Annotated in this window: 18 protein-coding genes; 3 read left to right on the forward strand and 15 right to left on the reverse strand. The window is 70.8% G+C overall.

Features of this window, described 5'->3' with window-relative positions; all coding sequences use genetic code 11:
• From BH708_RS17050 to BH708_RS17070, 5 genes are all read right to left on the reverse strand, one after another.
• Entirely contained in the window at positions 1–1,101 is a 1,101-nt protein-coding gene (locus tag BH708_RS17050) for a hypothetical protein (RefSeq protein WP_076810187.1), read from the reverse strand.
• A gap of 205 nt (positions 1,102–1,306) precedes the next feature.
• The gene (locus BH708_RS17055; RefSeq protein WP_076810188.1) at positions 1,307–2,794 is read right to left on the reverse strand and encodes an arylsulfatase; all 1,488 of its coding nucleotides are present in this window, start codon (positions 2,792–2,794) and stop codon (positions 1,307–1,309) included.
• A gap of 7 nt (positions 2,795–2,801) precedes the next feature.
• Complete coding sequence (locus BH708_RS17060; RefSeq protein WP_216639488.1) at positions 2,802–3,716, reverse strand: carbohydrate ABC transporter permease; 915 nt, start codon at positions 3,714–3,716, stop codon at positions 2,802–2,804.
• Complete coding sequence (locus tag BH708_RS17065) at positions 3,713–4,708, reverse strand: carbohydrate ABC transporter permease (protein ID WP_083713752.1); 996 nt, start codon at positions 4,706–4,708, stop codon at positions 3,713–3,715. The genes BH708_RS17060 and BH708_RS17065 overlap by 4 nt, the downstream gene beginning before the upstream one ends.
• 2 nt (positions 4,709–4,710) lie before the next feature.
• Positions 4,711–6,246, reverse strand: a complete 1,536-nt coding sequence (locus tag BH708_RS17070) for an ABC transporter substrate-binding protein (protein ID WP_076810189.1) — start codon at positions 6,244–6,246, stop codon at positions 4,711–4,713.
• 65 nt (positions 6,247–6,311) lie between these two features.
• Here BH708_RS17070 and BH708_RS17075 point away from each other — a divergent pair, with 65 nt between their 5' ends.
• Entirely contained in the window at positions 6,312–7,397 is a 1,086-nt protein-coding gene (locus BH708_RS17075; protein ID WP_076810190.1) for a LacI family DNA-binding transcriptional regulator, read from the forward strand.
• Between the two features lie 52 nt (positions 7,398–7,449).
• On the opposite strand, the gene BH708_RS17080 is transcribed toward BH708_RS17075, so the two are convergent.
• The 6 genes from BH708_RS17080 to BH708_RS17105 all read right to left on the reverse strand — a co-directional run bounded on the left by BH708_RS17080 (position 7,450) and on the right by BH708_RS17105 (position 13,068).
• Positions 7,450–8,565, reverse strand: coding sequence for an SPFH domain-containing protein (locus BH708_RS17080; RefSeq protein ID WP_076810191.1), 1,116 nt, complete (start codon positions 8,563–8,565; stop codon positions 7,450–7,452).
• A gap of 66 nt (positions 8,566–8,631) precedes the next feature.
• A complete protein-coding gene (locus tag BH708_RS17085) occupies positions 8,632–9,120 on the reverse strand; it encodes a glutathione peroxidase (protein ID WP_076810192.1) in 489 nt (162 codons plus the stop codon).
• A 58-nt stretch (positions 9,121–9,178) separates the two neighbouring features.
• The gene (locus BH708_RS17090; RefSeq protein WP_076810193.1) at positions 9,179–10,330 is read right to left on the reverse strand and encodes an MFS transporter; all 1,152 of its coding nucleotides are present in this window, start codon (positions 10,328–10,330) and stop codon (positions 9,179–9,181) included.
• Positions 10,331–10,342: 12 nt separating this feature from the next.
• On the reverse strand, positions 10,343–11,128 hold the full coding sequence (locus BH708_RS17095; RefSeq protein WP_253705376.1) for an aldo/keto reductase: 786 nt from the start codon (positions 11,126–11,128) through the stop codon (positions 10,343–10,345).
• A 127-nt stretch (positions 11,129–11,255) separates the two neighbouring features.
• Positions 11,256–12,131, reverse strand: a complete 876-nt coding sequence (locus tag BH708_RS17100; RefSeq protein WP_076810194.1) for a helix-turn-helix transcriptional regulator — start codon at positions 12,129–12,131, stop codon at positions 11,256–11,258.
• A gap of 25 nt (positions 12,132–12,156) precedes the next feature.
• Positions 12,157–13,068 (reverse strand): PfkB family carbohydrate kinase, encoded by a 912-nt coding sequence (locus BH708_RS17105; RefSeq protein ID WP_076810195.1) that lies wholly within the window; start codon positions 13,066–13,068, stop codon positions 12,157–12,159.
• A gap of 77 nt (positions 13,069–13,145) precedes the next feature.
• On the opposite strand from BH708_RS17105, the gene BH708_RS17110 reads away from it, so the two are divergent.
• A complete protein-coding gene (locus tag BH708_RS17110) occupies positions 13,146–15,080 on the forward strand; it encodes a penicillin-binding transpeptidase domain-containing protein (protein ID WP_076810196.1) in 1,935 nt (644 codons plus the stop codon).
• Positions 15,081–15,098: 18 nt separating this feature from the next.
• Here BH708_RS17110 and BH708_RS17115 read toward each other — a convergent pair whose 3' ends face one another.
• Both BH708_RS17115 and BH708_RS17120 read right to left on the reverse strand, forming a co-directional pair.
• On the reverse strand, positions 15,099–15,575 hold the full coding sequence (locus BH708_RS17115; RefSeq protein WP_076810197.1) for a nucleoside deaminase: 477 nt from the start codon (positions 15,573–15,575) through the stop codon (positions 15,099–15,101).
• Between the two features lie 14 nt (positions 15,576–15,589).
• Positions 15,590–17,680 carry an NADPH-dependent 2,4-dienoyl-CoA reductase gene (locus tag BH708_RS17120; RefSeq protein ID WP_076810198.1) on the reverse strand — a complete coding sequence of 697 codons (2,091 nt, stop codon included), beginning with the start codon at positions 17,678–17,680 and terminating at the stop codon, positions 15,590–15,592.
• Between the two features lie 89 nt (positions 17,681–17,769).
• Between BH708_RS17120 and BH708_RS17125 the strand changes: the two genes are divergently transcribed.
• Positions 17,770–18,408, forward strand: coding sequence for an isochorismatase family protein (locus tag BH708_RS17125; protein WP_076810199.1), 639 nt, complete (start codon positions 17,770–17,772; stop codon positions 18,406–18,408).
• Between the two features lie 114 nt (positions 18,409–18,522).
• Here the strand turns inward: BH708_RS17125 and BH708_RS17130 are convergent, their stop codons facing one another.
• Both BH708_RS17130 and BH708_RS17135 read right to left on the reverse strand, forming a co-directional pair.
• Positions 18,523–19,881 carry an HNH endonuclease gene (locus BH708_RS17130; RefSeq protein WP_157236034.1) on the reverse strand — a complete coding sequence of 453 codons (1,359 nt, stop codon included), beginning with the start codon at positions 19,879–19,881 and terminating at the stop codon, positions 18,523–18,525.
• Positions 19,815–20,420 carry a hypothetical protein gene (locus BH708_RS17135; protein WP_157236036.1) on the reverse strand — a complete coding sequence of 202 codons (606 nt, stop codon included), beginning with the start codon at positions 20,418–20,420 and terminating at the stop codon, positions 19,815–19,817. Before BH708_RS17135 ends, BH708_RS17130 begins: the two co-directional genes overlap by 67 nt.
• Between the last annotated feature and the right edge of the window lie 620 nt (positions 20,421–21,040).

The following is a 21,040-nucleotide window of genomic DNA, read 5'->3' on the forward strand; positions in this document are numbered from 1 at the left end:
TCAGCGGTTGAACGGGTCGTCCGGCCGGACCTGCCAGCTGAAGCCCCGCTCGTACAGCATCGATCCGGACTCGTCGGGGGCGAGCACCAGGTCCTGGCCCGCACCGGTCACGTGCAGGGTCCCGTCCTCGCGCTCGACGACGGAGAGCGTGAGCGAGCTCGTCTCCTGCTGGAGATACTCCTGGATGTCCTGGCCCTCCTCGCGCAGCGGGTGCACCTCGAGCTGGACGGCGCCCTCCCCGGTGCGTTGATAGGTCCCCGTCAGGAGCTCGCCGTTCGCCCGGCGCAGCTGCACCGGGGAGGTCTCGCCGTAGACCGTGTCGCCGAAGGCGATCGCTCTCCACCGGGTGTCCTCGGCGAGCTGCGCGGCCGGGTCCGCGGTGTCCTCCTGCACGGTCCACACCCCGGCCGGGACCGACTCGTCGATGCTGCGCGGGGGATACAGCTGGGTGACGGCCCACAGGGTCACGGCCGCCACGACGGCGGCGAGGATCGGGCCGAGGATGTTCGTGACCCGGGCGGCGGGGCGCCAGGGGATCAGGGCGGGGACGGGCCCGCGGCGGATCTCCCCGTGGCCGAGGAACGCCCGGGCCAGCCGCGGCATCCACGGGATCAGCACGATCAGCGCGAGGATCAGGTAGATCAGCGAGGGGGTCTTGACCATCACGTCGTAGCCGATGTTCAGCACCAGCACGAGCGACATGGAGGCGGCGCCGATCGCGGCGCCGAGGGGCACCGTGCGCCGCCACAGCAGCGCCAGGCCGGCCCCGAACTCCGCCAGGCCTGCGAGGACCTGGAACAGCGGGGAGAAGGCCACCATCCGCCACAGCAGCCCCATCGGGCTCATCTCACCCAGGGTGATCAGGGCGTCCCCGGGACCAGCGAGCCCGAACTGACCGAGGACCAGCTTCGCCCCGCCGTAGTACATCAGCACCAGCGCCAGCAGCAGGCGCACGCCCCCGTGCGCCCACCACCCGAGCGTCACGGCGGCGATCCGGCCGATCCGCTTCTCGGCGGCGTAGGAGCCGGCCTCGGGGGCGTCGACCGCGGGGGCCTCGGCGGCGGCGCCGTCGGGGGCAGGAGGGGCCTCGGAACCAGTCATGCCTCCACCTCAGCGCACCGCGCCGACGGGCACATCCGCCCTGGAGCGCCACGGCCTCCGACTTTCGATGGTCGGGTACGGGCGCAGGAGCGCATGTCCTGCCGATATCGCCAGGACGCCCGCCAGGGCGCCAGTTCCCGACCACGGCATTCCGACCCCCGGCCGCCCCCCGGCCGACCCCGGCACAGCACTCGGGCGCCGCCGGTCAGAGCGTCGCGTGCTCGCGCACCCGGGCGGCCTCGGAGACCAGGGGGCGTCCCGGCACCAGCTCCTCGCCGTCGACGAAGCCTTCCTCGCGGTCGCGGAGGTGGTCGATCAGGATCGCGCGGTGCCGGGCGAGCTCGCCGGCATGCTCGGCGGAGCCGGCGAGGTCGTGCAGCTCCTGCGGATCGGCCTCGAGGTCGAACAGCTGCTCATGGCCGTCGCCGGAGAACCACAGGTACTTGTGCCGCCGCGAGCGGATCCACTGCATCGAATGGCGCCCCAGCGAGCTGATCAGGTGCTCGCCGTGGAGGTGCTCGCGCCCTGCGGCACCGTGGGTGGCCGGCCGCAGGCTCTGTCCGTCCACCCCGTCGGGCGCCTCGACGCCGGCCAGGTCCAGCAGCGTCGGCATCACGTCGCGGAGCTCGGTGATCGCCTCCACCTCACCGGGTTCTCCCCAGCCCTCGCGCAGCCGCGGCGGCACGTGCAGCACCAGGGGGATGCGGGCGGACCCCTCGTAGCCCACCGACTTCCGGTACATGTCGTGGTCGCCCATCATGTCGCCGTGGTCGGAGACGAACATGATCACCGTGTCCTGGGTCAGGTCGTGGTCCGAGAGCGTCTCGCGCAGCCGGTTCAGCTGCAGGTCGATGAACTCGATCGAGCCGTAGTACCCCGCACGCACCTGCTGATGCGTGGACTCCTTCTGCGCGCCGAACTCGGCCTCGGAGCCGTGGTCGCGGCGGTGCTCGGCGAAGTCGGAGACCCAGTCCCCGAGCGGCCTGGGCGGGAACTCCCGGCCGCGGTACTTGTCCCACAGCCACCCCGGAGGGTCGAACGGCGCGTGCGGGCGGTGGAACGACATGTACAGGAAGAACGGGCGCGAGGGGTCTCGGCGCTCGAGGAAGCGGAAGGACTCATCGGCCACCCACCGCGTGGGATGCAGCCGCTCCGCCCGCTCCCAGGGCCGCGCGGTCATCGCATTGCACCCGATCCCGGTCTCCTGGTAGTCGGCGCGGGGGTCGCCCGTCTCCCGGCGCAGGAACTCGACGTAGTCGTCGATCGCGGCCGACGGACCCCGGCTCAGCCGGCGGGAGGTGTGCAGGAAGCCGTCGTGCAGCAGCACCTCGTCGAAGCCGCAGCGGGCACGGTCGGGGAAGACGTGCATCTTGCCGACGCCGTAGGTCTGGTACCCGGCTTCGCCCAGGGTCGACTGGAGCGTGACCGGATGGGCGTCGGGGAAGGAGATGCCCTCCCGGTACCCGTAGCGGCCATGCCGCTCCTGCGACATCCCGGTGAACAGGGCGACCCGGGCGGGGACGCACGTGGGGGTCGCCGTGTAGGCGCGGGGGAAGCGGTAACCGCCCCGCGCGAGGTCGTCGAGGTTCGGGGTGTCGATGTGCTCGTTGCCGGCGGCGCCCATCGCGTCAGCGCGCATCTCGTCGACGCAGACCAGGATGAAGTTCGGTCGTGGGGGACGGGGGGAGATCATGGACGGCTCATCCTTTCACGGCGCCGGAGAACGATTCGATGAAGTACTTCTGCAGGACGATGAACACGATGATGATCGGCAGCAGGGCGATGGTCGAGGCTGCGGACATCATTCCCCAGTCGCTGAAGTACTGGTTCTGCAGGCTGTAGATGCCGACCGCGAGTGTGCGCAGGTCCGGCTGGGACAGGGTGAGCACCAGCGGCAGCAGGAAGTCGTTCCAGGCATGCATGAACTGCAGGATGATCGCGGTGGCGAGGACGGGCTTCGCCAGGGGGAGATAGACCCGGACGAAGATGCGCAGGAATCCGGCGCCGTCCACCTTCGCGGCCTCCTCGAGCTCCCGCGGCAGCTGTGCGAAGTACCCGGTGAACAGCAGCACCACGATCACGCTCACGCCGCCGGCCTCGGCCAGGGCGATGCCCCACAGGCTCCCCGACAGACCGAGGTTGTCGATCAGGTCGAAGATCGGGATCACGGTATATCCCTCGGGGAGGAAGACCACCAGGGCCAGGAGCACGTAGATGAGCTTCTTGCCGGGGAAGACGTAGCGGCCGAGCACGTAGCCCAGCAGGGCGTTGACGGTGACCGAGATGACGATCGACGTCCCGGTCACGAAGATCGTGTTCAGGAAGTACCGCCCCATGTTCGCTTCGTTCCACGCCCGGATGTAGTTGTCCAGCCGAAGGGTCGAGGTGAACGGGTTCAGGGACCCGAAGATCTCCGCCGTGGACTGCAGCGAACTGGAGAACACCCAGACGAACGGATAGATCCACACGATCGCGATCGGCAGCAGGATGACGGTCGCGACGATCAGCGCAGTCTTCTCGGAGCGTTTCAGGCGTCGGCGGCGAGGCGGCGTCGACCGGCCGTCCGGGTCGGTGGTGGACGTCCCGGTCCCGAGGGGCGAACGAGTCATGGTCATCGCGTGAGCCTCGCTCTCTGGTCGGCGACGAGCTTCAGAGCCCAGGCCTGCAGGAGGGCGATGACCAGGGTCGCCAGCCCGAAGAAGCATCCGGCGGCCGAGGCGTAGCCCAGTCGGGGCACGCCGCCGGCGGCGTCCGGGGCGAAGGCGGTGCGGAAGATGTACACCTCGACCACTTCGGAGGCGTAGTACGGACCGCCACCGGTCAGGGCCTGGATCAGGGCGAAGGCGTGCAGGTTCTCGTTCGCCGTGAGGACGATGATGATCACCGCGAAGGGGATCAGGATCGGCAGGGTGATCCTCACCAGGCGCTGGACCGCTCCGGCGCCATCGATCTCGGCGGCCTCGTAGTACTCGGCCGGCACCGTCTGCAGCGCGGCGAGCCAATAGATCAGCGTCATCCCGAAGTTCTTCCAGGTGTGCAGGAGCAGAGCGCTCCACAGCGCGAGACCCGGATCCGAGAGGAACTCGACCGGTGCGTCGGTGATCCCCGTGGTCTCGAGGAAGAGCGCGATGGGGCCGTTGCTGGGGGAGAGCACGAACGTGAGCACGACGCCGATCACGGAGGCCGCGGCCATGACCGGCAGGAAGAAGACCGTGCGGAAGAAGGTGGACAACCGGCCGCGGACGACGTTGTTCAGCACGATGGCCAGGATCAGTGCGAGCGCGACGCGCAGCGGGACACCGATCAGGACGAAGATCATCGAGCGGCCGAACGAGCCCCAGAACAGACCGTCTCCGACCAGCTCGCGATAGTTGGCCAGACCCACGAACCGCTTGGCGTCGCTGAACCCGTTCCACTGCGTGAAGGAGAAGTACCAGGACGCCCCCATCGGATAGAAGACGAACATCGCGGTGAGGATCAGGCCGGGCAGGATGAACGCGTAGATCCACACCAGGTCCCGGCGGCGGGCCCGCGTCCCCTGGGCGGGAGCGGGCGGTGTCCGTCCCCCCGAGCGCGCCGGGGACGCGGACAGCTCAGTGGTGCTCATGGTCAGCTCTCGAGCGCCGCGTAGTCGTCGGCCGTGTAATCCCGGGTGGGATCCCAGTTCGGGAACCGGAGCTCGCTGATGTCGACCTCCGCGCCGTCCGTCCGGGCCTCGTCGAAGGCCTTCTCCATCGCCTCGGTCAGCCGCGCGTCGAGATCGCTGAGAGCGGCCTCGGCATCCGGCAGCTGACCGGTCAGGATGCCTTCGATGGTCGCGGAGATCCCCGGGTTCGCGGCCTGCAGCCGCAGCGTGACCGCGCCGGCGTCCGGATTGCGGATCTCGAACTGGGGACAGGCGCGCATCAGATCGGTCGCCATGTCGGTGACCTGTTTGGCCTTGGGGTGCAGCAAGGAGGGGTCGGCCGACGTGTTCGCCTCCTCGATCGTGGAGACGAGGAAGCCGCCGGAGAGCTCGACCATCGCTCGTTGGCCCTCCGGCGTCCCCATGAACTTCAGGACCGCGGCCGCGGCATCGGTGTTCGGGGAGTCCGCGTACAGCCAGGTCATGTTGGAGCCGGTCTCGCGATACGGGATCGTGTACTCCGAGCCGTCCGGCGAGGGAAGCGGCAGGATCGAGTACTCGAAGTCGGGGTAGTCCTCGTCCCACTGGATGATGTCCCACGGGCCGTTCAGGGATATCCCTGCCAGGCCGGTGGGGAACTGGGCCCGGGCGTCGGCGTCCTTCAGCGTCAGGTAGCCGGGGACGAAGGAGCCGTCGTCGATCAGCGAGCGGATGAAGTCGAGGGCCTGCAGATACTCCGGTGCCGAGTACTCGAAGGTCCCGGTCCGCATGTTCATGCCTTCGGAGTTGCCGAGCCACCCGGCGGTGTTCGCGAGGTTCGCCACCACGTAGTACAGGTGGTCCGCCGTGGAGAGGATCCCCGGGGTCCCCGATGCCGTGATCTCCGCGGCCAGGGATCTCAGGTCGTCCCAGCTCGCGACCGATTCGACGGGGACGTCGACGCCCGCCGCGGCGGCCGCCTCGTGGGAGATGTACTGGGTGATGTTCAGGCGGCGGGTCGAGTTGAGCGGGAAGCTGTAGACCGCGCTGTCGAAGATATGGATGCCGTTGATCAGGGCGGTCTCCGGGAACCCGGTCCGCCATTGCTCGAAATCGGGGATGACCTCCTCCAGCGGCTGTACCCAGCTCTGGCCGATCGCCGTCTCCGGCGGCACGTTCTGGGGGAGCGCGAAGACGTCCGGGGCGGAGCCGTTGCGGATCCCGAGCGGGACGACCTGGTTGACCTGCTCCCATCCCGACCCGTCGTAGGTGGTGCTGATCTCGGGGAACTGCTTCCCGAACGCCGTGATCACGGGCTCGATGAACAGCGCTTTGAGGTCGCCGGAGTCCATCCAGGCCAGCTGGGTGGACTCCGTGGCGTCGGCATCGAAGTCGAAGGTGTAGTCGCTCGACGTCTTCTCGTCCGCTCCGGAATCGGTTCCCGTCTCCACGGAGCAGGCGCTGAGCCCTGCGGCCACGAGGGCCGTGGCGCCGAGGACGGAGCGTCGAGGGATGGTGGTACGCGGATCGTTGTCGGACATGGATGCCTCCTCGCATCGCCGAAGTACCGTGGTATTTCGATTAACCATGGCCTACGATGGAGGGCGTGAGCGATCCTGTCAAGAGCCCGGTGAAAGGTGGTTCGCGCGGCGCAGGCCGGAGGCGGCCGACGCAGGCGGACGTCGCGCGTCTCGCCGGTGTCTCGACCGCAACCGTCTCCCATGTCCTCAGCGGGCGCGCCGATCGCAGCGGGCGGGGCAACGCCGAGACCCGTGCCACGGTGGAAGCGGCGATGGAGCAGCTCGGATACCGCCCGAACTGGGCGGGCCGGGCTCTGCGTCGACAGCGGACCGGGCTGATCGGCGCCCTGGTCTCCGCTCCCAGCAATCCGTGGCGCGAGGGTCTGATCGACATGGCGCAGCGAGAGCTGGCGCGGCAGGACATCGACCTCGTCGTCTTCCCCGGGGCCCCGGATCCCGAGGTGCTCCGGCGCTTCGTCGACCTCCTTGACCGCCGCGCCGTCGACGCGTGCTTCACCGTCCATGTCGAGGACGAGCAGCTGTCCACCCGATTCGTACAATGTCCGATCCCCGTCGTCGCCTTCGCGGAGGAGGGGTTCGCCGGCGTGCCCACGGCGCGCCACGGGTACGGCGCGGCCGCGGCTGAGGCGGTCGGGGAGCTGCAGAGCCGGGGAGTGCGACGATTCGTGCTGCTCAAGGAGTCCTCGCCGGAGGGCGGCACGCTCGACCGTGACTTCGCGGATCCGGCCCGGCGCCGGCTCGAGGCGGTCGCTGGAGGAGCGGTGGCGTCACGGCCGCTCGAGGTCGACTACGGGATCAGCGCGGACCTCTCGGCGCTGGACTGGGCGGCCCTGGAAACTGCGGGACCCGCGGACCCCGTCGTGCTGATGTGCTCGAGCGACCGGCTGGCGATCCAGGTCTGCGCCGAGTGCGCACGACGGGGGATCGATGTGGGGCGCACGGTCGGTGTCGTCGGCCGCGGTGACATCTCCGAAGCGGCGACGGGACCTGTCCCGCTGAGCACGCTGGGGACCTCGGGCGCGGAGTACGGCGAGGTGTTCGCGGCGCTCGCCGACGCGGCACGCAGCGGGGAGAAGATCGCGGACGGTTGGGCCTTCCCGTGGCGGTTCATCGAGCGGGAGTCGACGGCCAGGCTGCTCAGAACGGACTAAGGGCCCGCCTCCGTGTCGGAGACGGGCCCGCAGCACCGATGGTGATCCCGCGTCAGGACTGGTCCGCGGACCCCGGGTGCGCCCACGGCGGGGTGTCGTCCGAGGACCGCTGGGCTTCGCGCTGTGCGTCGCGCGAACGATGCTCGGCCTCGGCGCGCGCGCGCTCGGCGCGCTCCTGCTCCTGCTCGCGCAGCTGTGCGGCGGAGATGCGGGCGTCGGTGGCCTCGCCGTCCTTCTCGGCCTCGTGCGCGGCCTGGGCCTGCAGCATGGCGGTACGGATCTCGTCGCCCATGCCGCCCACGGCGCCGGGGTTCGAGGGCAGGTAGAGCACGTTGGAGCGGCCGTTGCGGGCCACGTCCTGCATGGTGTCGAAGTACTGCGTCATCAGCAGCAGCTGCTCGGCGGAGTTCTCGATGCCGACCTTGCGCAGCATCTCGTACTGCTCGGCGATGCCCAGGGCGATCGCCTTGCGCTGGGCGGCGACGCCCTCGCCCTGCAGGCGCTTGGACTCGGCCTCCGCCTCGGCCTGGGTGACGCGCTTGATCTTGTCGGCCTCGGCCAGGGACTGCGCCGCGACGCGGTCGCGCTGTGCGGCGTTGATGGAGTTCATCGAATCGCGCACCCGCGAGTCCGGGGAGATGTCCTGGACCAGGGTGTTGATGATGTTGAAGCCGAAGTCCGCCATGCGGGCCGACAGGGTCTGCTCGACGCTCCGGGCGATGTCGTCCTTCGACTCGAAGGCCTGGTCCAGCTCGAGGGCGGACAGGGCCGAGCGCACGGTGTCGAACACATAGGAGCGGATCTGCGCCTCGGGGTTCGACAGCTTGTAGTACGCGTCGACGACCTGCTCCTCCTTGATCACGTACTGCACCGCCACCGGGACCGTGACGAACACGTTGTCCTTCGTCTTGGACTCGATGTTGACCTCGAGCTGCTGGACGCGCAGAGAGATCGGCCGGGTGGTGTTGTCGATGAACGGCGCCTTGAAGTTCAGGCCGGCCGACGCGACGCGGCGGAACTTGCCGAACCTCTCGACGATCACCGCCTCGCGGGAGTGGACCGTGAACATCAGCGATGTGCGCAGACCGCCGAACAGCAGTGCTGCCAGGACGATCAGGACGACGATGACGACGACGGCGATGATGAGGAAGATGACGACGCCTTCCATGAGGACCCCTTTCAGATGGACAGGTCTTGTGAGCCACGCTACCAAGCCCGGTGCGGGAGCCGCGGATCAGCGCAGGTCCAGCTCCGTCTCGATCCGACGGGCGATCCGGGCCGGGGGCACCGGCGGGGCCCAACGGCGCAGCACCCGGCCGTCGGGTGCGATGAGGAACTTGGTGAAGTTCCAGGCGATGCGCCCGCCCATCACCCCCGCCTTCTGCTCGCGCAGCCATCGCCACAGCGGGAGGGCGTCGGGCCCGTTGACGTCGGCCTTGGCGAACAGCGGGAAGGTGATGTCGTAGGTGGCGGCGCATGCGTCGCGGGTGTCCTGGTCGCTGCCGGGGTCCTGATGGAACTGGTCCGAGGGGAATCCCAGCACCGTGAAGCCGTGTGCGCCGAAGCGGTCCTGCAGGTCCTGCAGGCCCCGGAACTGCGGGGTGAAGGCGCACTCGGTGGCCGTGTTGACGACCAGCACGAGCCGCCCGCGGTAGTTGCTCAGCTCCTGGCGCTCCCCGTCGATGGTGGTGGCGTGGAAGTCGTGGAAGGTGGTGGCGTCCATGCTCTGCGTCCTCTCGCCGACTTCGACAGCGTAGGAGCGCCGGCTGAAGGGGGGCTGGTCACGCGCTCACCGTCCGCGGAGCACCGCGATGGGCGAGCACGATCGCCGCGATCCCTGCGGCGGTGAGCACGGCGCACACCAGATAGATCCCCGCTTGGCCCAGCGTCGTCATCGACCCGAAGGCGATCACCCCACCGGACAGGATCGCGCCCACCCGCCGGGCGTTCATGTACAGGCTGGTGGAGAGCCCGGGACGGACGATGATCCGTTGGAAGAGCGTCAGCCCGGTGCCCGCGATCGTCGCGAAGCACCAGGCGTTGAGCAGCTGGATCCCGATCAGCCCGGCGGGCGACTGCACCGCGGCCAGCAGCACGTAGTACACGACGCCGACGGCGCAGCCGACGATGATCAGCCGCTGCGCCGAGAATCGCTTCGACAACCGTCCCAGCAGGAGCAGCGCAGGGATCTCGAGGCCCGCGGCGACGCCCAGGGCGACGCCCGCCCAGAGGACGTCGAGCCCGAGCGACTGGGTGACGTAGACGGTCATGAACGACATGGCGCTCGCGTTCGCGGCCTGTAGCAGCACGAAGCCGATCACGATGACCACCACCCCGGTGCGCCCGGGAAGCGGGCCGGGGTCGGGGTCAGCCGTCGTGCTGTCCTCGGGCATCGCACGGGGGCCGACGGACTGCAGCACGGCGGTGGCGGCGAAGCTCAGCGCCGCGGTGACGGCGATGGCCAGCAGGGCGGCGCGCTCGCCGAAGGCCCCGATGAGGAAGGTCGCGACCGGCGGGCCCGCCACCCATGCCACCGAGAACAGCGCACGGGTGTTGATGATCTGGGCGCTGTCCGCCCCGGCATGGCGGAGATGGGCGAACAGCAGCGTGCTGCCCACCCCGGCCGGGCCGCCGAGCACCACGAGGGCGACGACGGCCAGCGGCAGCGAGGTGGCCAGCGCGAGCAGCGCCGACAGGAGGATCGTCAGCACGGCGCTGACCAGCATCGGACGCAGGTAGCGGCCCGTGCGGTCGGCCTGGGCGGGGATGATCGTCGTCGCGATCAGGGCGCTGGCGTTGTACAGCGCGAGCGCCCAGCCGAGCTCGCTGGTGGTGGCGCCGAACAGCGTCGTCAGCACCAGCGCGAGGGCCGGGTTGAGGAAGGCGAACTGCAGCCCCCACAGCAGTGCCGTCGAGGGGACGAGGAAGCGCATCACCGAGGTTCCTCAGGCCTCAGGAATCGGCCGACCGTGCTCGGCGAGTGTCAACGAGGCCGGTTCCGGTCCGCTGCGCACTCCCGTCTCCAGCGAGTCGATCCGAGCCAGCTCCTCGGCGGTGAGCTCGAGGTTCAGCGCGTCGAGATTCTCCTGGATCCGCTCGACGTGCACCGACTTCGGAATCACCTGGCGACCTTGCTGGAGGTGCCAAGCGAGCATGACCTGGGCTGCTGTCGCTCCGTGCGCCGTGGCGATCTCGTGCAGCGTGGGATCGTCGAAGCTGCGGCGCTGACCACCGCCGTACGAGGTGATCCCTCCGATCGGGGACCAGGCCTGGGTGAGTATGCCGTGGCGGGCGTTCATCGCCTCGAGCTCGCGCTGCTGGAAATAGGGGTGGACCTCGATCTGATTGACGGCGGGTACCACGTGGGTGTGCTCCAGCAGGTCGGAGAGGTGCTCGGGCAGGAAGTTGCTCACCCCGATCGCGCGCACAGTTCCCGTCGACAGCGCGTCCTCGAGGGCGCGGTAGGCGGCGAGGGTGCGGTCGAAGTCCGTGGGCAGGGGCTGGTGCAGGAGCAGCAGGTCGATCTGATCCACGCCCAGCTTCGCGCGGCTCTTCTCGATGCCGCGCGGGGTCTCCTCGGTGCCATAGTCGCTGATCCAGATCTTGGTCTCGACGACGACGTCCTTGCGGTCGATCCCCGAGGCGCGCAATGCCTGCCCGACCTCCTTCTCGTTGCCGTAGGCGGCGGCGGTGTCGAGATGGCGGTATCCGGCGTCGAGCGCCGCACCCACCGCGGCCTCCGTGTCCTAGGGCGCGGTCTGGAAGACCCCGAGTCCGATCGAGGGGATCGTGACGGAGCTGTTCAGGGTGAAAGTGTTCATGACCTCGACCGTAGGCGCGCACGCCCCGGCGAGGGAGTCACCGCTGGTATCCCCCGGGGATCGTCTCCGCGGCCGCGGGCTGCGCGGTCCAGCTGCGCAGCAGGTCCAGGGCGTCTGCGTCCGGGGTCCCGGGCTCGGCCAGGTAGCCGGCCAGTCGGATCCCGGGGGCCGAGGGCACCTGGAGCACCTCGTAGGTGAGGGTGAGCTCGCCGACCACGGGATGGGCGATCCGCTTCGCCCCGTGCGTGTGCGTGCGCACGGTCTGGTCGACCCACCAGGCGCGGAACTCCGAGCTCTCCCCGGCGAGTCGACCGATCAGCGCCTTGAGCTCCTCGTCGTCAGGATGCTGGCCGAGGGTCAGCCGCAGGTTCGAGACCGCGCCGCGGGCGACGGGCTCCCACTCCGGGTAGAAGGTGCGCGCCCGCGGATCGAGGAAGGTGTACAGCGCGGTGTTCACCGGGGCCGCATCGACGGGGAACAGGTGCGGGAACAGTGCGCGCCCCAGTGCATTGGACGCCAGCGGATCGCGCAGATGATTCGAGGCGATCACCGGCAGGTCCTGCATGGTCTCGATGAGCTGCTGGACGCGCTCGGGCACGCAGTCGTCGGCCCGCACCGGGCGACGCGGACTGCCGCCGGCGGCGCGCGCGAGGTGGTGCAGGTGAGCGCGTTCGGCCTCGTCGAGCTGCAGGGCACGGGCCAGGGCCACCAGCACGCTCTCCGAGACTCCGCGCAGGTCACCGCGCTCGATCCGCGTGTAGTACGCGATGGACACATCGGCGAGCTGGGCGACCTCCTCGCGGCGCAGCCCGGGGACGCGGCGCACGCCGTACGTCGCGATCCCGGCCCGCTCGGGCGACACGCGGCCTCGCGCGGCGGTGAGGAACTGCCGGACCTCGCCCTTGGTATCCATGTGGCCAGATTACGGCAGGGGGAGCTCACGCCAGGAAGGCATCCACCTCGGCACGCGTCGGCGCGCTCTCGGGGCCCTTGCGCGTCACGGCGATCGCGGCGGCGGCGTTGGCCCGGGTGGCCGCCGATTCCCAGTCCGCGCCGAGCGCCCGCTCGGCCAGCAGCACGCCGGTGTGGGTGTCGCCGGCCCCGTTGGTGTCCACGGCCAGCTGAGGGAAGGCGGGGATCTCGGTGCCGCGGCCGTGGTGGAAGACGATGCAGCCGCGCTCCCCGTCGCGCACGATGACCGCGGCATGGCTGCCGATGCGGCGCCGCAAAGCCTCCGGGGTGTCCTCGGGGCTGTCCAGGCCGGTCAGGGCGCGGGCCTCGTCGGCGTTCGAGGTCCACACGGTGGTGCGCTCGAGCACCCGGTCCTGCACCTCGCGGTCGAAGGAGGCGAAGGGCTCGCCGGGGTCGAGCACCACCTCGACGCCTGCGGGCAGGGTCTCCAGGAACTCCAGCAGCGGCTCACGGGTGGGGTCGAACAGGGTGTAGCCGGAGACGCACAGCAGGTCGCCCGGCTCCGGGGCGAGGGTCGCCAGCGAGTCCCCGGTGATCTCGCGCTCGGCGCCGTAGATGGACACGAAGCTGCGCTGGGCGGAGGGCTCGACGAACACGAGACAGGATCCGGTGTCGGAGTCCGGACGAGGCGCGGCGGAGAGGGTGACCCCGCCGGCCGCGAGCACCGCGCGCACCAGGTCCCCGTTCGCCCCGGTGCCGTGCGCCCCGCCGTGGACGGCGCGGGCCCCGGTGCGGGCGGCGGCGACCAGGATCGTGGCCGCCCCTCCGGCATAGCGGGTCTCGCTGGTCGCATTGGTGTTCCCGCCGGGCGGCGGCAGGGCGGGCACCTCGACCACGACGTCGACGAGTGCCTGGGCGGTGTGCAGCACGCGGGGCATGGGACCGAGTCTAGGCACCGGATGATCCCGAGGCACCGGAGTGGACGCGGAGGCCCCCGGGCGGTGACGATACGGGTATGAGCCCAGCGCCCTCGCGGTCTCGTCGCCGCCCCCTGATCATCGTCCTCGTCCTCGCCGTGATCGCAGCGCTCGTGCTCGCCCTCGTGATCTGGCGCGACCGCTTCGGGGACGGCGTCGAGGAGGCCGAGGCGCTCGCCGCGGCCCTGCCCAGCGGGGACTTCGCGGAGGTGCCGCTGCAGGACCTCTCGGCCGGCGCGGCCGCCGAGGAGCACGAGCGCGTGCTCGGGGCGATGCTCGAGGCGACGGGGGAGCCGCCGAAGGTGGAGCTGGCCGATGCCGGCAGCGCCGAGGACGGCACCCGCACCGCCACCCTGCAGTGGACGTGGACGCTTCCGCACGAGGCGGGGACCTGGCGCTACACCACCGAGGCCACGCTGGAGCGCACCGCGGAGGGCTGGGCCGCCCAGCTGGATCCCTCCGTGTTCGCCCCCGATCTCACCGCCGACGAGCACCTGGAGATCGCACCGCTGGAACCGGAGCTCGGCACCGTCGTCGGGCGTGACGGCACGACGCTGTACGGCCCGCACGCCGTCCGCGTGCTCGGGCTCGACAAGGCCCAGCTCGAGGAGGACACCCAGGAGGACGCCGCCCGCGAGCTCGCCGATCTGCTCGGCATCGACGCCGACCGCTACGTCGAGACCGTGGCCGGCTACGGCCCCGACGCCTTCGTCCCCGGGCTCACCGTCCGCGAGGACGACCTGGGAGACTATCCCCTCGACCAGGCCGCGGACGTGACGGGGTACCGAGCGCTCGAGCGCACCCAGCCCCTCGCCGTCGAGCGCGGCTTCGCGCCCGGTGTGCTCGGCTCCTTGCGCGAGGCCTCCCAGGAGGACATCGAGGGGTCGGACGGCGAGATCGTGGCCGGGGACCTCGTGGCGACCGGCGGCGTCCTCGCCGCCCGGCAGGACGCGATCACCGGTGCCACCGGCGTGGACGTCCGCGCGGTCGACGCCGAGGCCGGGACCGAGCGCTCCCTGCACCGGGTCGAGCCGACCGACGGCACCGAGGTGGCCACGACCCTCGATCACGACCTGCAGAACCTGGCCACCGAGGCGATCGCCGAGGAGGACTCCCCGAGCGCGGTGATCGCCCTGCAGCCCTCGACCGGGGACGTGCTCGCCGCGGGCCTGGGGCCGACGGGGCAGTCCTACCCGGTCGGTCTCGTCGGCCGGTACGCCCCCGGCTCGACCTTCAAGGCCGTCACCGCGCTGGCCCTGCTGCGCGAGGGCGTCACCCCGGAGACCACCCTGCAGTGCCCGGAGACGGCGACCGTCGACGGGGTCACGTTCAAGAACGCCGATTCGCTGGATCCGAGCCTGTTCGGCCCGATGCCGCTGAGCGACGCCATCGCCCACTCCTGCAACACGGCGATGCTGCTGCAGCACGACGTCGTCTCCCAGGGCGCGCTCGCCGAGGCCGCGACCACCCTCGGCATCGGCCAGGAGGCGCCGACAGGGCTCGATGCCTTCATGGGGTCGGTCCCGACGGAGGACGAGGGCGCCCAGCACGCCGCGGCGCTGATGGGGCAGGGCAGGGTGCAGGCCTCGCCCCTGGCGATGGCCGTGGTGCTGGCGAGCATCCAGGAGGGCCATGCGGTGCACCCCAGGATCCTCGCCGATGACGAGGCCGGCCCGGTCGAAGTGGACCAGCCGCTGACCGAGGACGAGACCGCGCAGATGCAGAATCTGCTGCGCGGCGTCGTCACCCGCGGCAGCCTCGACGACTTCGCCGATATGCCGGGCGAACCGGTGATCGGCAAGACCGGCACCGCCGAGTGGACGGACGAGAACGGTGATCTGGCGCTGCACTCCTGGGTGATGGTCGCGCAGGGGGACCTGGTCGTGGTCGCGTTCGTCGAGGACGGCAGCTACGGCTCGACGACCGCCGGGCCCATCGCCCGCGAGGTGCTCGAGGGCGTCCAGGGCGGGTGACTCCGCGGGGCGGCCGGCTCAGTAGGCGGTGCGCCCCTCGTGCGCTCGCCAGGCGTCGAAGGGTGCCGCCGCCTGCGCGGTCCGGGACTGCGCGGTGGGCAGCAGCGCCCGGTGCCCGGGACTCTCGAAGTACTCGTAGAAAGCGGCGTCGTCGAAACCGGCCCGGGCGGCGTCGTCCCGGCCCGCGGCGAACACCACCCGGTCCACCCGCGCCCACAGCGCCGAGGCCAGGCACATGGGGCACGGCTCGCAGCTGGCGTAGAGCACGGCGCCGGGCAGCTCATGGGTCTCCAGCTGCGCGCAGGCCGCCCGGAGTGCGGCCACCTCGGCGTGCGCGGTCGGATCATGGGCCGAGGTGACCTGGTTGACACCCTCGAACAGCCGCCCGTCGGCCGTGGCCAGGACCGCGCCGAAGGGACCGCCGTCCTCGGCGACGTTGGCGGTGGCGAGGTCGACGGCGCGGGCCAGCAGATCGGACTCGGCAGGGGTGCTCATGGCGACCGATTCTGTCAGAGCCCGGCGGCGACCTCCACGGCCTGGCGGATCGCTCGTTCGGCATCGAGCTCGGCCGCGACGTCCGCCCCGCCGATGACGTGCACCCGGGGCGTGCGGCCCCGCCGCGCGGCGCGGACCTCGTCGGCCAGGCCGTCCTCGCTGACCTGCCCGGCGCAGACCACCACGGTGTCCACGGCGAGGACGCGTTCGGCACCGTCCTCGATCAGGTGCAGGCCCTCCTCGTCGACGTGCTGGTAGGCGACGCCCCGGTGCTGGACGACCCCGGCATGGCGCAGCTCGGCCCGGTGCACCCAGCCCGTCGTGCGGCCGAGGCCCGCGCCGATCCGGGTCTCCTTGCGCTGGAGCAGGTGGACCTCGCGGGCCACGCGCCCGTCCTCGGCGGTGGCGGGCGGGCGCGTCATGACGCCGCCGCGGTGCTCGTCGGCGTCGACCACGCCCCAGTGCTCGCGCCAGCTCGCGGTCTCCAGCGTGGGGGAGGGGCGAGGTGCGCTGAGGTATTCGGCGACGTCCACCCCGATGCCTCCGGCACCGATGATCGCCACCCGCTCGCCCGCCTCGGCGCGGCCTTCGAGCAGGTCCGCGTAACTGATCACCCGCGGCCCCGCGCCCCGCTCCGACGAGCTGCCGGGCAGATCGATCACGCGCGGGACGACTCCGGTGGCGACGATGACGTCGTGGAAGCCGAGCAGGTCCTCCGCCGTGGGACGCAGCCCCAGGCGGATCCCGACGCCGGCGGCGGCGAGCCGCATCCGCCAGGACTGCAGCGCCTGGGCGTAGTCCTCCTTGCCGGGGATGCGGGCGGCCAGGCGCAGCTGCCCGCCGATCTCCTCGCCCGCCTCGAACAGGGTGACCACGTGCCCGCGCTCGGCGGCCGCCAGCGCGGCCTCGAGCCCGGCCGGGCCGGCACCGACGACGGCGACCTTGCGGGCACGGCGCTCGGCGACCGGTTTCAGGACCAGCTCCGTCTCGTGCCCGGCGCGGGGATTGACCAGGCAGCTGGCCCGCTTGCCGTCGAACACCTTGTCCAGGCAGGCCTGGTTGCACGAGATGCAGGCGACCACCTGCGAGGCGCGGCCGTCCGCCAGCTTCGCGGGCAGCTGCGGGTCGGCCAGCAGCGGGCGTGCCATCGAGATGAGGTCCGCCCGGCCGTCGGCGAGGACCTGTTCGGCGACGGCGGGATCATGGATCCGGTTGGAGGCGACGACGGGGACGTCCACCAGCTCGCGCAGCGCGGCGGTCTGCTCGACGAAGGCGGCGCGGGGGACGGAGGTGACGATGGTGGGAACCCGCGCCTCGTGCCAGCCGATGCCGGTCGAGAGCACGTCCACGCCGCGCTCGGTGAGGCCGCGGGCCAGCGCCGCCGTCTCCGCCCAGGTCTGCCCGCCCGGGACCAGGTCCAACAGGGAGATGCGGTAGCTGAGCAGGGCCTCCTCGCCGATCGCCTCGCGCACGGCGCGGGCGATGGCCAGCGGCATCGTGCGTCGGCCCTCCGAGCCGCGGCCCCAGCGGTCCCGGCGTCGGTTCGTCGCGGGGGCGAGGAACTGGTTGAGCAGGTACCCCTCGGAGCCCATGATCTCGACCCCGTCATATCCGGCGTCGATCGCCCGACGGGACGCCTCGGCGAAGTGGTCGATGGTGCGGCCGACGCCGCGGCGGGTCAGGCGGCGTGCGCGGAACGGGGACAGGCGGGAGCGGCCACGGCCGGCCGAGGCGGCGAGCGGTTGGAAGGCATACCGCCCGGCGTGCAGGAGCTGGAGGAGGATGCGCCCGTCGGCCTCATGGACCTCGCGGGTGATCAGCCGGTGCCCGCGCAGGGTGCGATCGCTCGCCTGGGCGCCGCGCGGGGTGAGTCGGCCGGTGCGGTCGGGGGAGAAGCCGCCGGTGACGATCAGCCCCGCGCCGCCGCGGGCGCGCTCGCCGAGGTAGGCCGCGAGCTTCTTCGCGTCGGCGGGGCGGTCCTCGAGGCCGATGTGCATGGAGCCCATGACGATGCGGTTGCGCACCGTGAAGCGCCCCAGGTCCAGGGGTGAGAGCAGCGTCGGGTAGGAGCGGGGACCGGTCGGAGGGGGAAGCGGCGTGGGCATGGGCCGATTGTGCCAGGGGGCGCGACCCGGGGTGACAGGGCGCGGTCCGTAGGCTGGCCCGTGATCGTGCCCCGACCCGAGGAGGACCCATGTCCGCGCGGATGCTCATCATCGTCGACGTCCAGAACGACTTCTGCGAGGGCGGGGCCCTCGGCGTCGACGGCGGCGCAGGGGTCGCCGCGCGGATCGCCGAGCAGGTGCGCCGTGCCGGTGACCAGTACGACCGCATTCTCGCCAGCCGGGACTGGCATCGCGGGGATACCGACAACGGCGGGCACTTCGCGACGCCGCCGACGGAACCGGACTTCGTCGGGACCTGGCCGGTCCACTGCGTGGCCGATACGCCTGGCGCGGCGTTCCACCCGGAGATGGAGGACCTCGCGGCTGAGCTGAGCGAGCGGCTGGAGGTGGTGCACAAGGGACGGGGGGCTCCCGGGTACAGCGCCCTGGAGGGGACCGTCATCGCGACCGGTGAGAGTGTCCAGGAGCTGATCGCCGGCGGCGGATGGGAACGGATCGAGGTGGTCGGGCTGGCCTACGACTTCTGCGTGCGGGCCACGGCTCTCGGCGCTGCCGAGGTGGTCGGTCCGGCAAATGCGAGCGCGTGTGTGGACACTGATGCTCAGGTGCGCGTCCTGCGCACGCTCACCGCCGCCGTGCATCCGGACGCGGTCGGCCGGCTCGAGCGGGAACTTGTCGCAGGCGGAGTGAGCGTCGTGGACGGCTGACGGCCGGGATCTGCTGTGGTGGATGGGCATCACAGCCCGACCGTCTGCGCGGCGTGGCCCAGCGTGGCTCGGACACGGATATCCGGCATCGACGGGGCAGAACGGATCGACGGGTCAGAACGGTGGGGGGTCGTCGTGGCGGTGGTCGGGCGGGGTGTTGGGGTCGGGGAGTGAGCTGCCGTGGTGGCGTTGGGTGAAGCGCGTGGCTTCTGCTGTTCGTTGTTCGGTGACGCGGTCGCGGTGGGGGCGGCGGGCTTCGATCTCGCGGTGGTGGAGGGCGATCTCGCGGGCGCGGTGGTGGGTGGCCCAGGCGGTATCGAGTGCTCGGGCGAGGGTGGGGGTGAGGAGGTCGACGTCGTCTCGGGTGGTGGTGTGGATGGTGTCGTCGATGTCCCACCAGGTCACGGTCGGCTCCACCACCGCGTGGGCATGCTCGCGCGGGGCAGTCGGGCCCGGCAGAGGATCCAACGGCAGAGGATCCAGGTGCAGGGACCCGGGCGGGAAGTCGAGCGGTTCCGGTGGCGGGCCCGGAGGCCTGGTCGTTGCTGGTGGACTGTTCGCCCCGTTCCCGGCACTGTCGCGGTGGGGGTCGATGTGGCCGGCGGTTTTGATCGTGTGGTGCAGCCAGCACAGGCGGTGGAGGTTCGCCAGGTCTGTCGCCCCACCCTGGGTGGGGTCATGGTGGTTGAACTCCTCAATGTGGTCGTCCTCGGCCGCCAGCGCGGTGGGGCGGGTGCAGCCGGGAGCGGCGCAGACGGGGTGGCGCAGTCGGAGTTGCAGTCGCATCGCCGCAGTGGGGGTGTAGGTATCGGCGGTGGCCGGGAGGTAGGCCCCGGTGGTGGGGTCGGTGAGGATCCGCTGCCAGGTGTTCATCCCCGCGGCCAGGGCGCGGGCCTGTTCGGCCGGGATCGGGGTGAGGCCCTCGATCAACCCCGGCGCGTCCTCGATACCGAGCAGCGTCATGGCCGGGACGGTCACCAGGAGCTTGTAGGCACTGGCGGGTTCGGGCACCGGGCCGGTATCAAGCATCGTGCGGGTCAGGATCGCGTACCGCAGCGCCGCTAACGACAGGGGTCTGCCGCGGTCGCGGAGGTTCTCGTCGATGTCGAAGGGGATCTCACCGGTGTCTGTGTCGTGCAGGGCGGCGCGTTGGGCTTTCTGCACCGTCAGGGCGGTCACGTCCAGGCGGTGGGCGAGGTCTGTGATCTCCGGGATCGGCCCCGTCACCATCAACGTGGCCAGCCCGCACGTGGGGTCAGTGATCTCGAGATCGACGCGCCGCTGTGTCTGCGGTGCTGTGGGGAGGGTGCCGGCGGTGATGCGGACGATCAGGGTTTTGAGGTGGGTCTCGAACGTGTGGCGGGAGATGTTTCTCAGATCCCACCCGGCGACGTGCCCATCGACCATCACCACTTGCTCGTCGGTGAGGGAGCGGACGTGGCGCAGCAGGTATTGGTGGAACCCTTCGGGCATGTCCCGGCGGCGAGATGGGTGAACGTGGCGGGCATGAGGTCGACGGATCGGTGGGCGTCGCGGATGAGTCGTTCGGCCTGGCGGGTGGTGAGGCGCATGCCGGTGGCGATCTTCATCGCGGAGATGTCGGCCTCATCGATCAGCCCGTCGGTATCGGGGTCGTCGGTGAAGAACTCCACCAGCAGTTCCTGCTGGCGGGCGTAGAGGATGGTGCGTTCGCGCACCGTCGCATGTAGGTGGAGGACGCGGTAGGCCTGGTCACTGGCGGGCTCGACGCCCGCGAGTTTCACCATCCGCTCACCGGTCAGCGGCACCCGCGCGTCCACCGCCCACGCCCGCACCGGAAGCACAGCCCCGGCATCACCAGCGGCCGCAGGGCCATCAGCGGCAGCACCAGACGCCGTGGCCGCAGAGACCGTGTCCCCGGCGGTGGTCGAGGGATCGGAGGCCGGGGGATCGGAGGCAGCAGCACTGGACGCCACAGCGTCGGTGGCATCGGCGGTCTGGTCCTCGGCCCGTTGCTTGTGTCGATCAACCACCGGACCGAATGCACTCCCGGGGGACGCGGCGGGCTGGTCACCGGCATCAGAGCCGGACGGGCCGCGGGAGACGGGACGGGACGGCACCGGGGGACCGTCGCCGGGCCCGTGATCGGACTCGAACTCCTCACCCACGACCCTCACCTCCCATCCCGAACAATCATCGCCCGCACCACTGCGGACAACACCATCGACCTCGATGTCGACGTGTTCCCACACTACGACCCGACCCCGACAATCGAAACCCACGACCCCGCACCCACAGAAAATGTGGATAACCACCCCATGTGGAGGAAGGCTGGTCAGGGGCATGGCGGTCGCGAGGTGCTATGGGATCGCGTCACTGCTGGCTGAGGCGCACTGAGATGCATTCAGGTGCGTTGACTGCTCACGAGTCGAATGCTCGCGATGCGTGTCGTGTTCAGCGCCTTGTGGATGACTGCCCGGTGTGGAGGAATATCGTGCAACACTATTGCCGAAGAATGATCACGTACGATTGCTTGTCAAGGCTGTCGGCGGAGGATCGACCGTGCCCTCGGGATGCTATCCGGCGCTCATGTCGTTCCTGGCGTCGCACTCGACATCGGACGCGTCCGCGACCCAGCGCATTTACACACAAT

This window comes from Brachybacterium sp. P6-10-X1 (assembly GCF_001969445.1).
In the GTDB taxonomy this organism is placed as follows: Bacteria; Actinomycetota; Actinomycetes; order Actinomycetales; family Dermabacteraceae; genus Brachybacterium.

Excerpts from the sequence above, each read along its gene's own strand:
- BH708_RS17120 (WP_076810198.1), bottom strand. The coding sequence starts at position 17,680 with ATGCCCACGCCGCTTCCCCCTCCGACCGGTCCCCGCTCCTACCCGACG.
- BH708_RS17115 (WP_076810197.1), bottom strand. The coding sequence starts at position 15,575 with ATGAGCACCCCTGCCGAGTCCGATCTGCTGGCCCGCGCCGTCGACCTC.
- BH708_RS17100 (WP_076810194.1), bottom strand. The coding sequence starts at position 12,131 with ATGGATACCAAGGGCGAGGTCCGGCAGTTCCTCACCGCCGCGCGAGGC.
- BH708_RS17065 (WP_083713752.1), bottom strand. The coding sequence starts at position 4,708 with ATGAGCACCACTGAGCTGTCCGCGTCCCCGGCGCGCTCGGGGGGACGG.
- BH708_RS17130 (WP_157236034.1), bottom strand. The coding sequence starts at position 19,881 with ATGCCCGAAGGGTTCCACCAATACCTGCTGCGCCACGTCCGCTCCCTC.
- BH708_RS17090 (WP_076810193.1), bottom strand. The coding sequence starts at position 10,330 with ATGCGCTTCCTCGTCCCCTCGACGGCACTGCTGTGGGGGCTGCAGTTC.
- BH708_RS17085 (WP_076810192.1), bottom strand. The coding sequence starts at position 9,120 with ATGGACGCCACCACCTTCCACGACTTCCACGCCACCACCATCGACGGG.
- BH708_RS17080 (WP_076810191.1), bottom strand. The coding sequence starts at position 8,565 with ATGGAAGGCGTCGTCATCTTCCTCATCATCGCCGTCGTCGTCATCGTC.
- BH708_RS17060 (WP_216639488.1), bottom strand. The coding sequence starts at position 3,716 with ATGACCATGACTCGTTCGCCCCTCGGGACCGGGACGTCCACCACCGAC.
- BH708_RS17125 (WP_076810199.1), top strand. The coding sequence starts at position 17,770 with ATGTCCGCGCGGATGCTCATCATCGTCGACGTCCAGAACGACTTCTGC.
- BH708_RS17070 (WP_076810189.1), bottom strand. The coding sequence starts at position 6,246 with ATGTCCGACAACGATCCGCGTACCACCATCCCTCGACGCTCCGTCCTC.
- BH708_RS17110 (WP_076810196.1), top strand. The coding sequence starts at position 13,146 with ATGAGCCCAGCGCCCTCGCGGTCTCGTCGCCGCCCCCTGATCATCGTC.
- BH708_RS17050 (WP_076810187.1), bottom strand. The coding sequence starts at position 1,101 with ATGACTGGTTCCGAGGCCCCTCCTGCCCCCGACGGCGCCGCCGCCGAG.
- BH708_RS17105 (WP_076810195.1), bottom strand. The coding sequence starts at position 13,068 with ATGCCCCGCGTGCTGCACACCGCCCAGGCACTCGTCGACGTCGTGGTC.
- BH708_RS17055 (WP_076810188.1), bottom strand. The coding sequence starts at position 2,794 with ATGATCTCCCCCCGTCCCCCACGACCGAACTTCATCCTGGTCTGCGTC.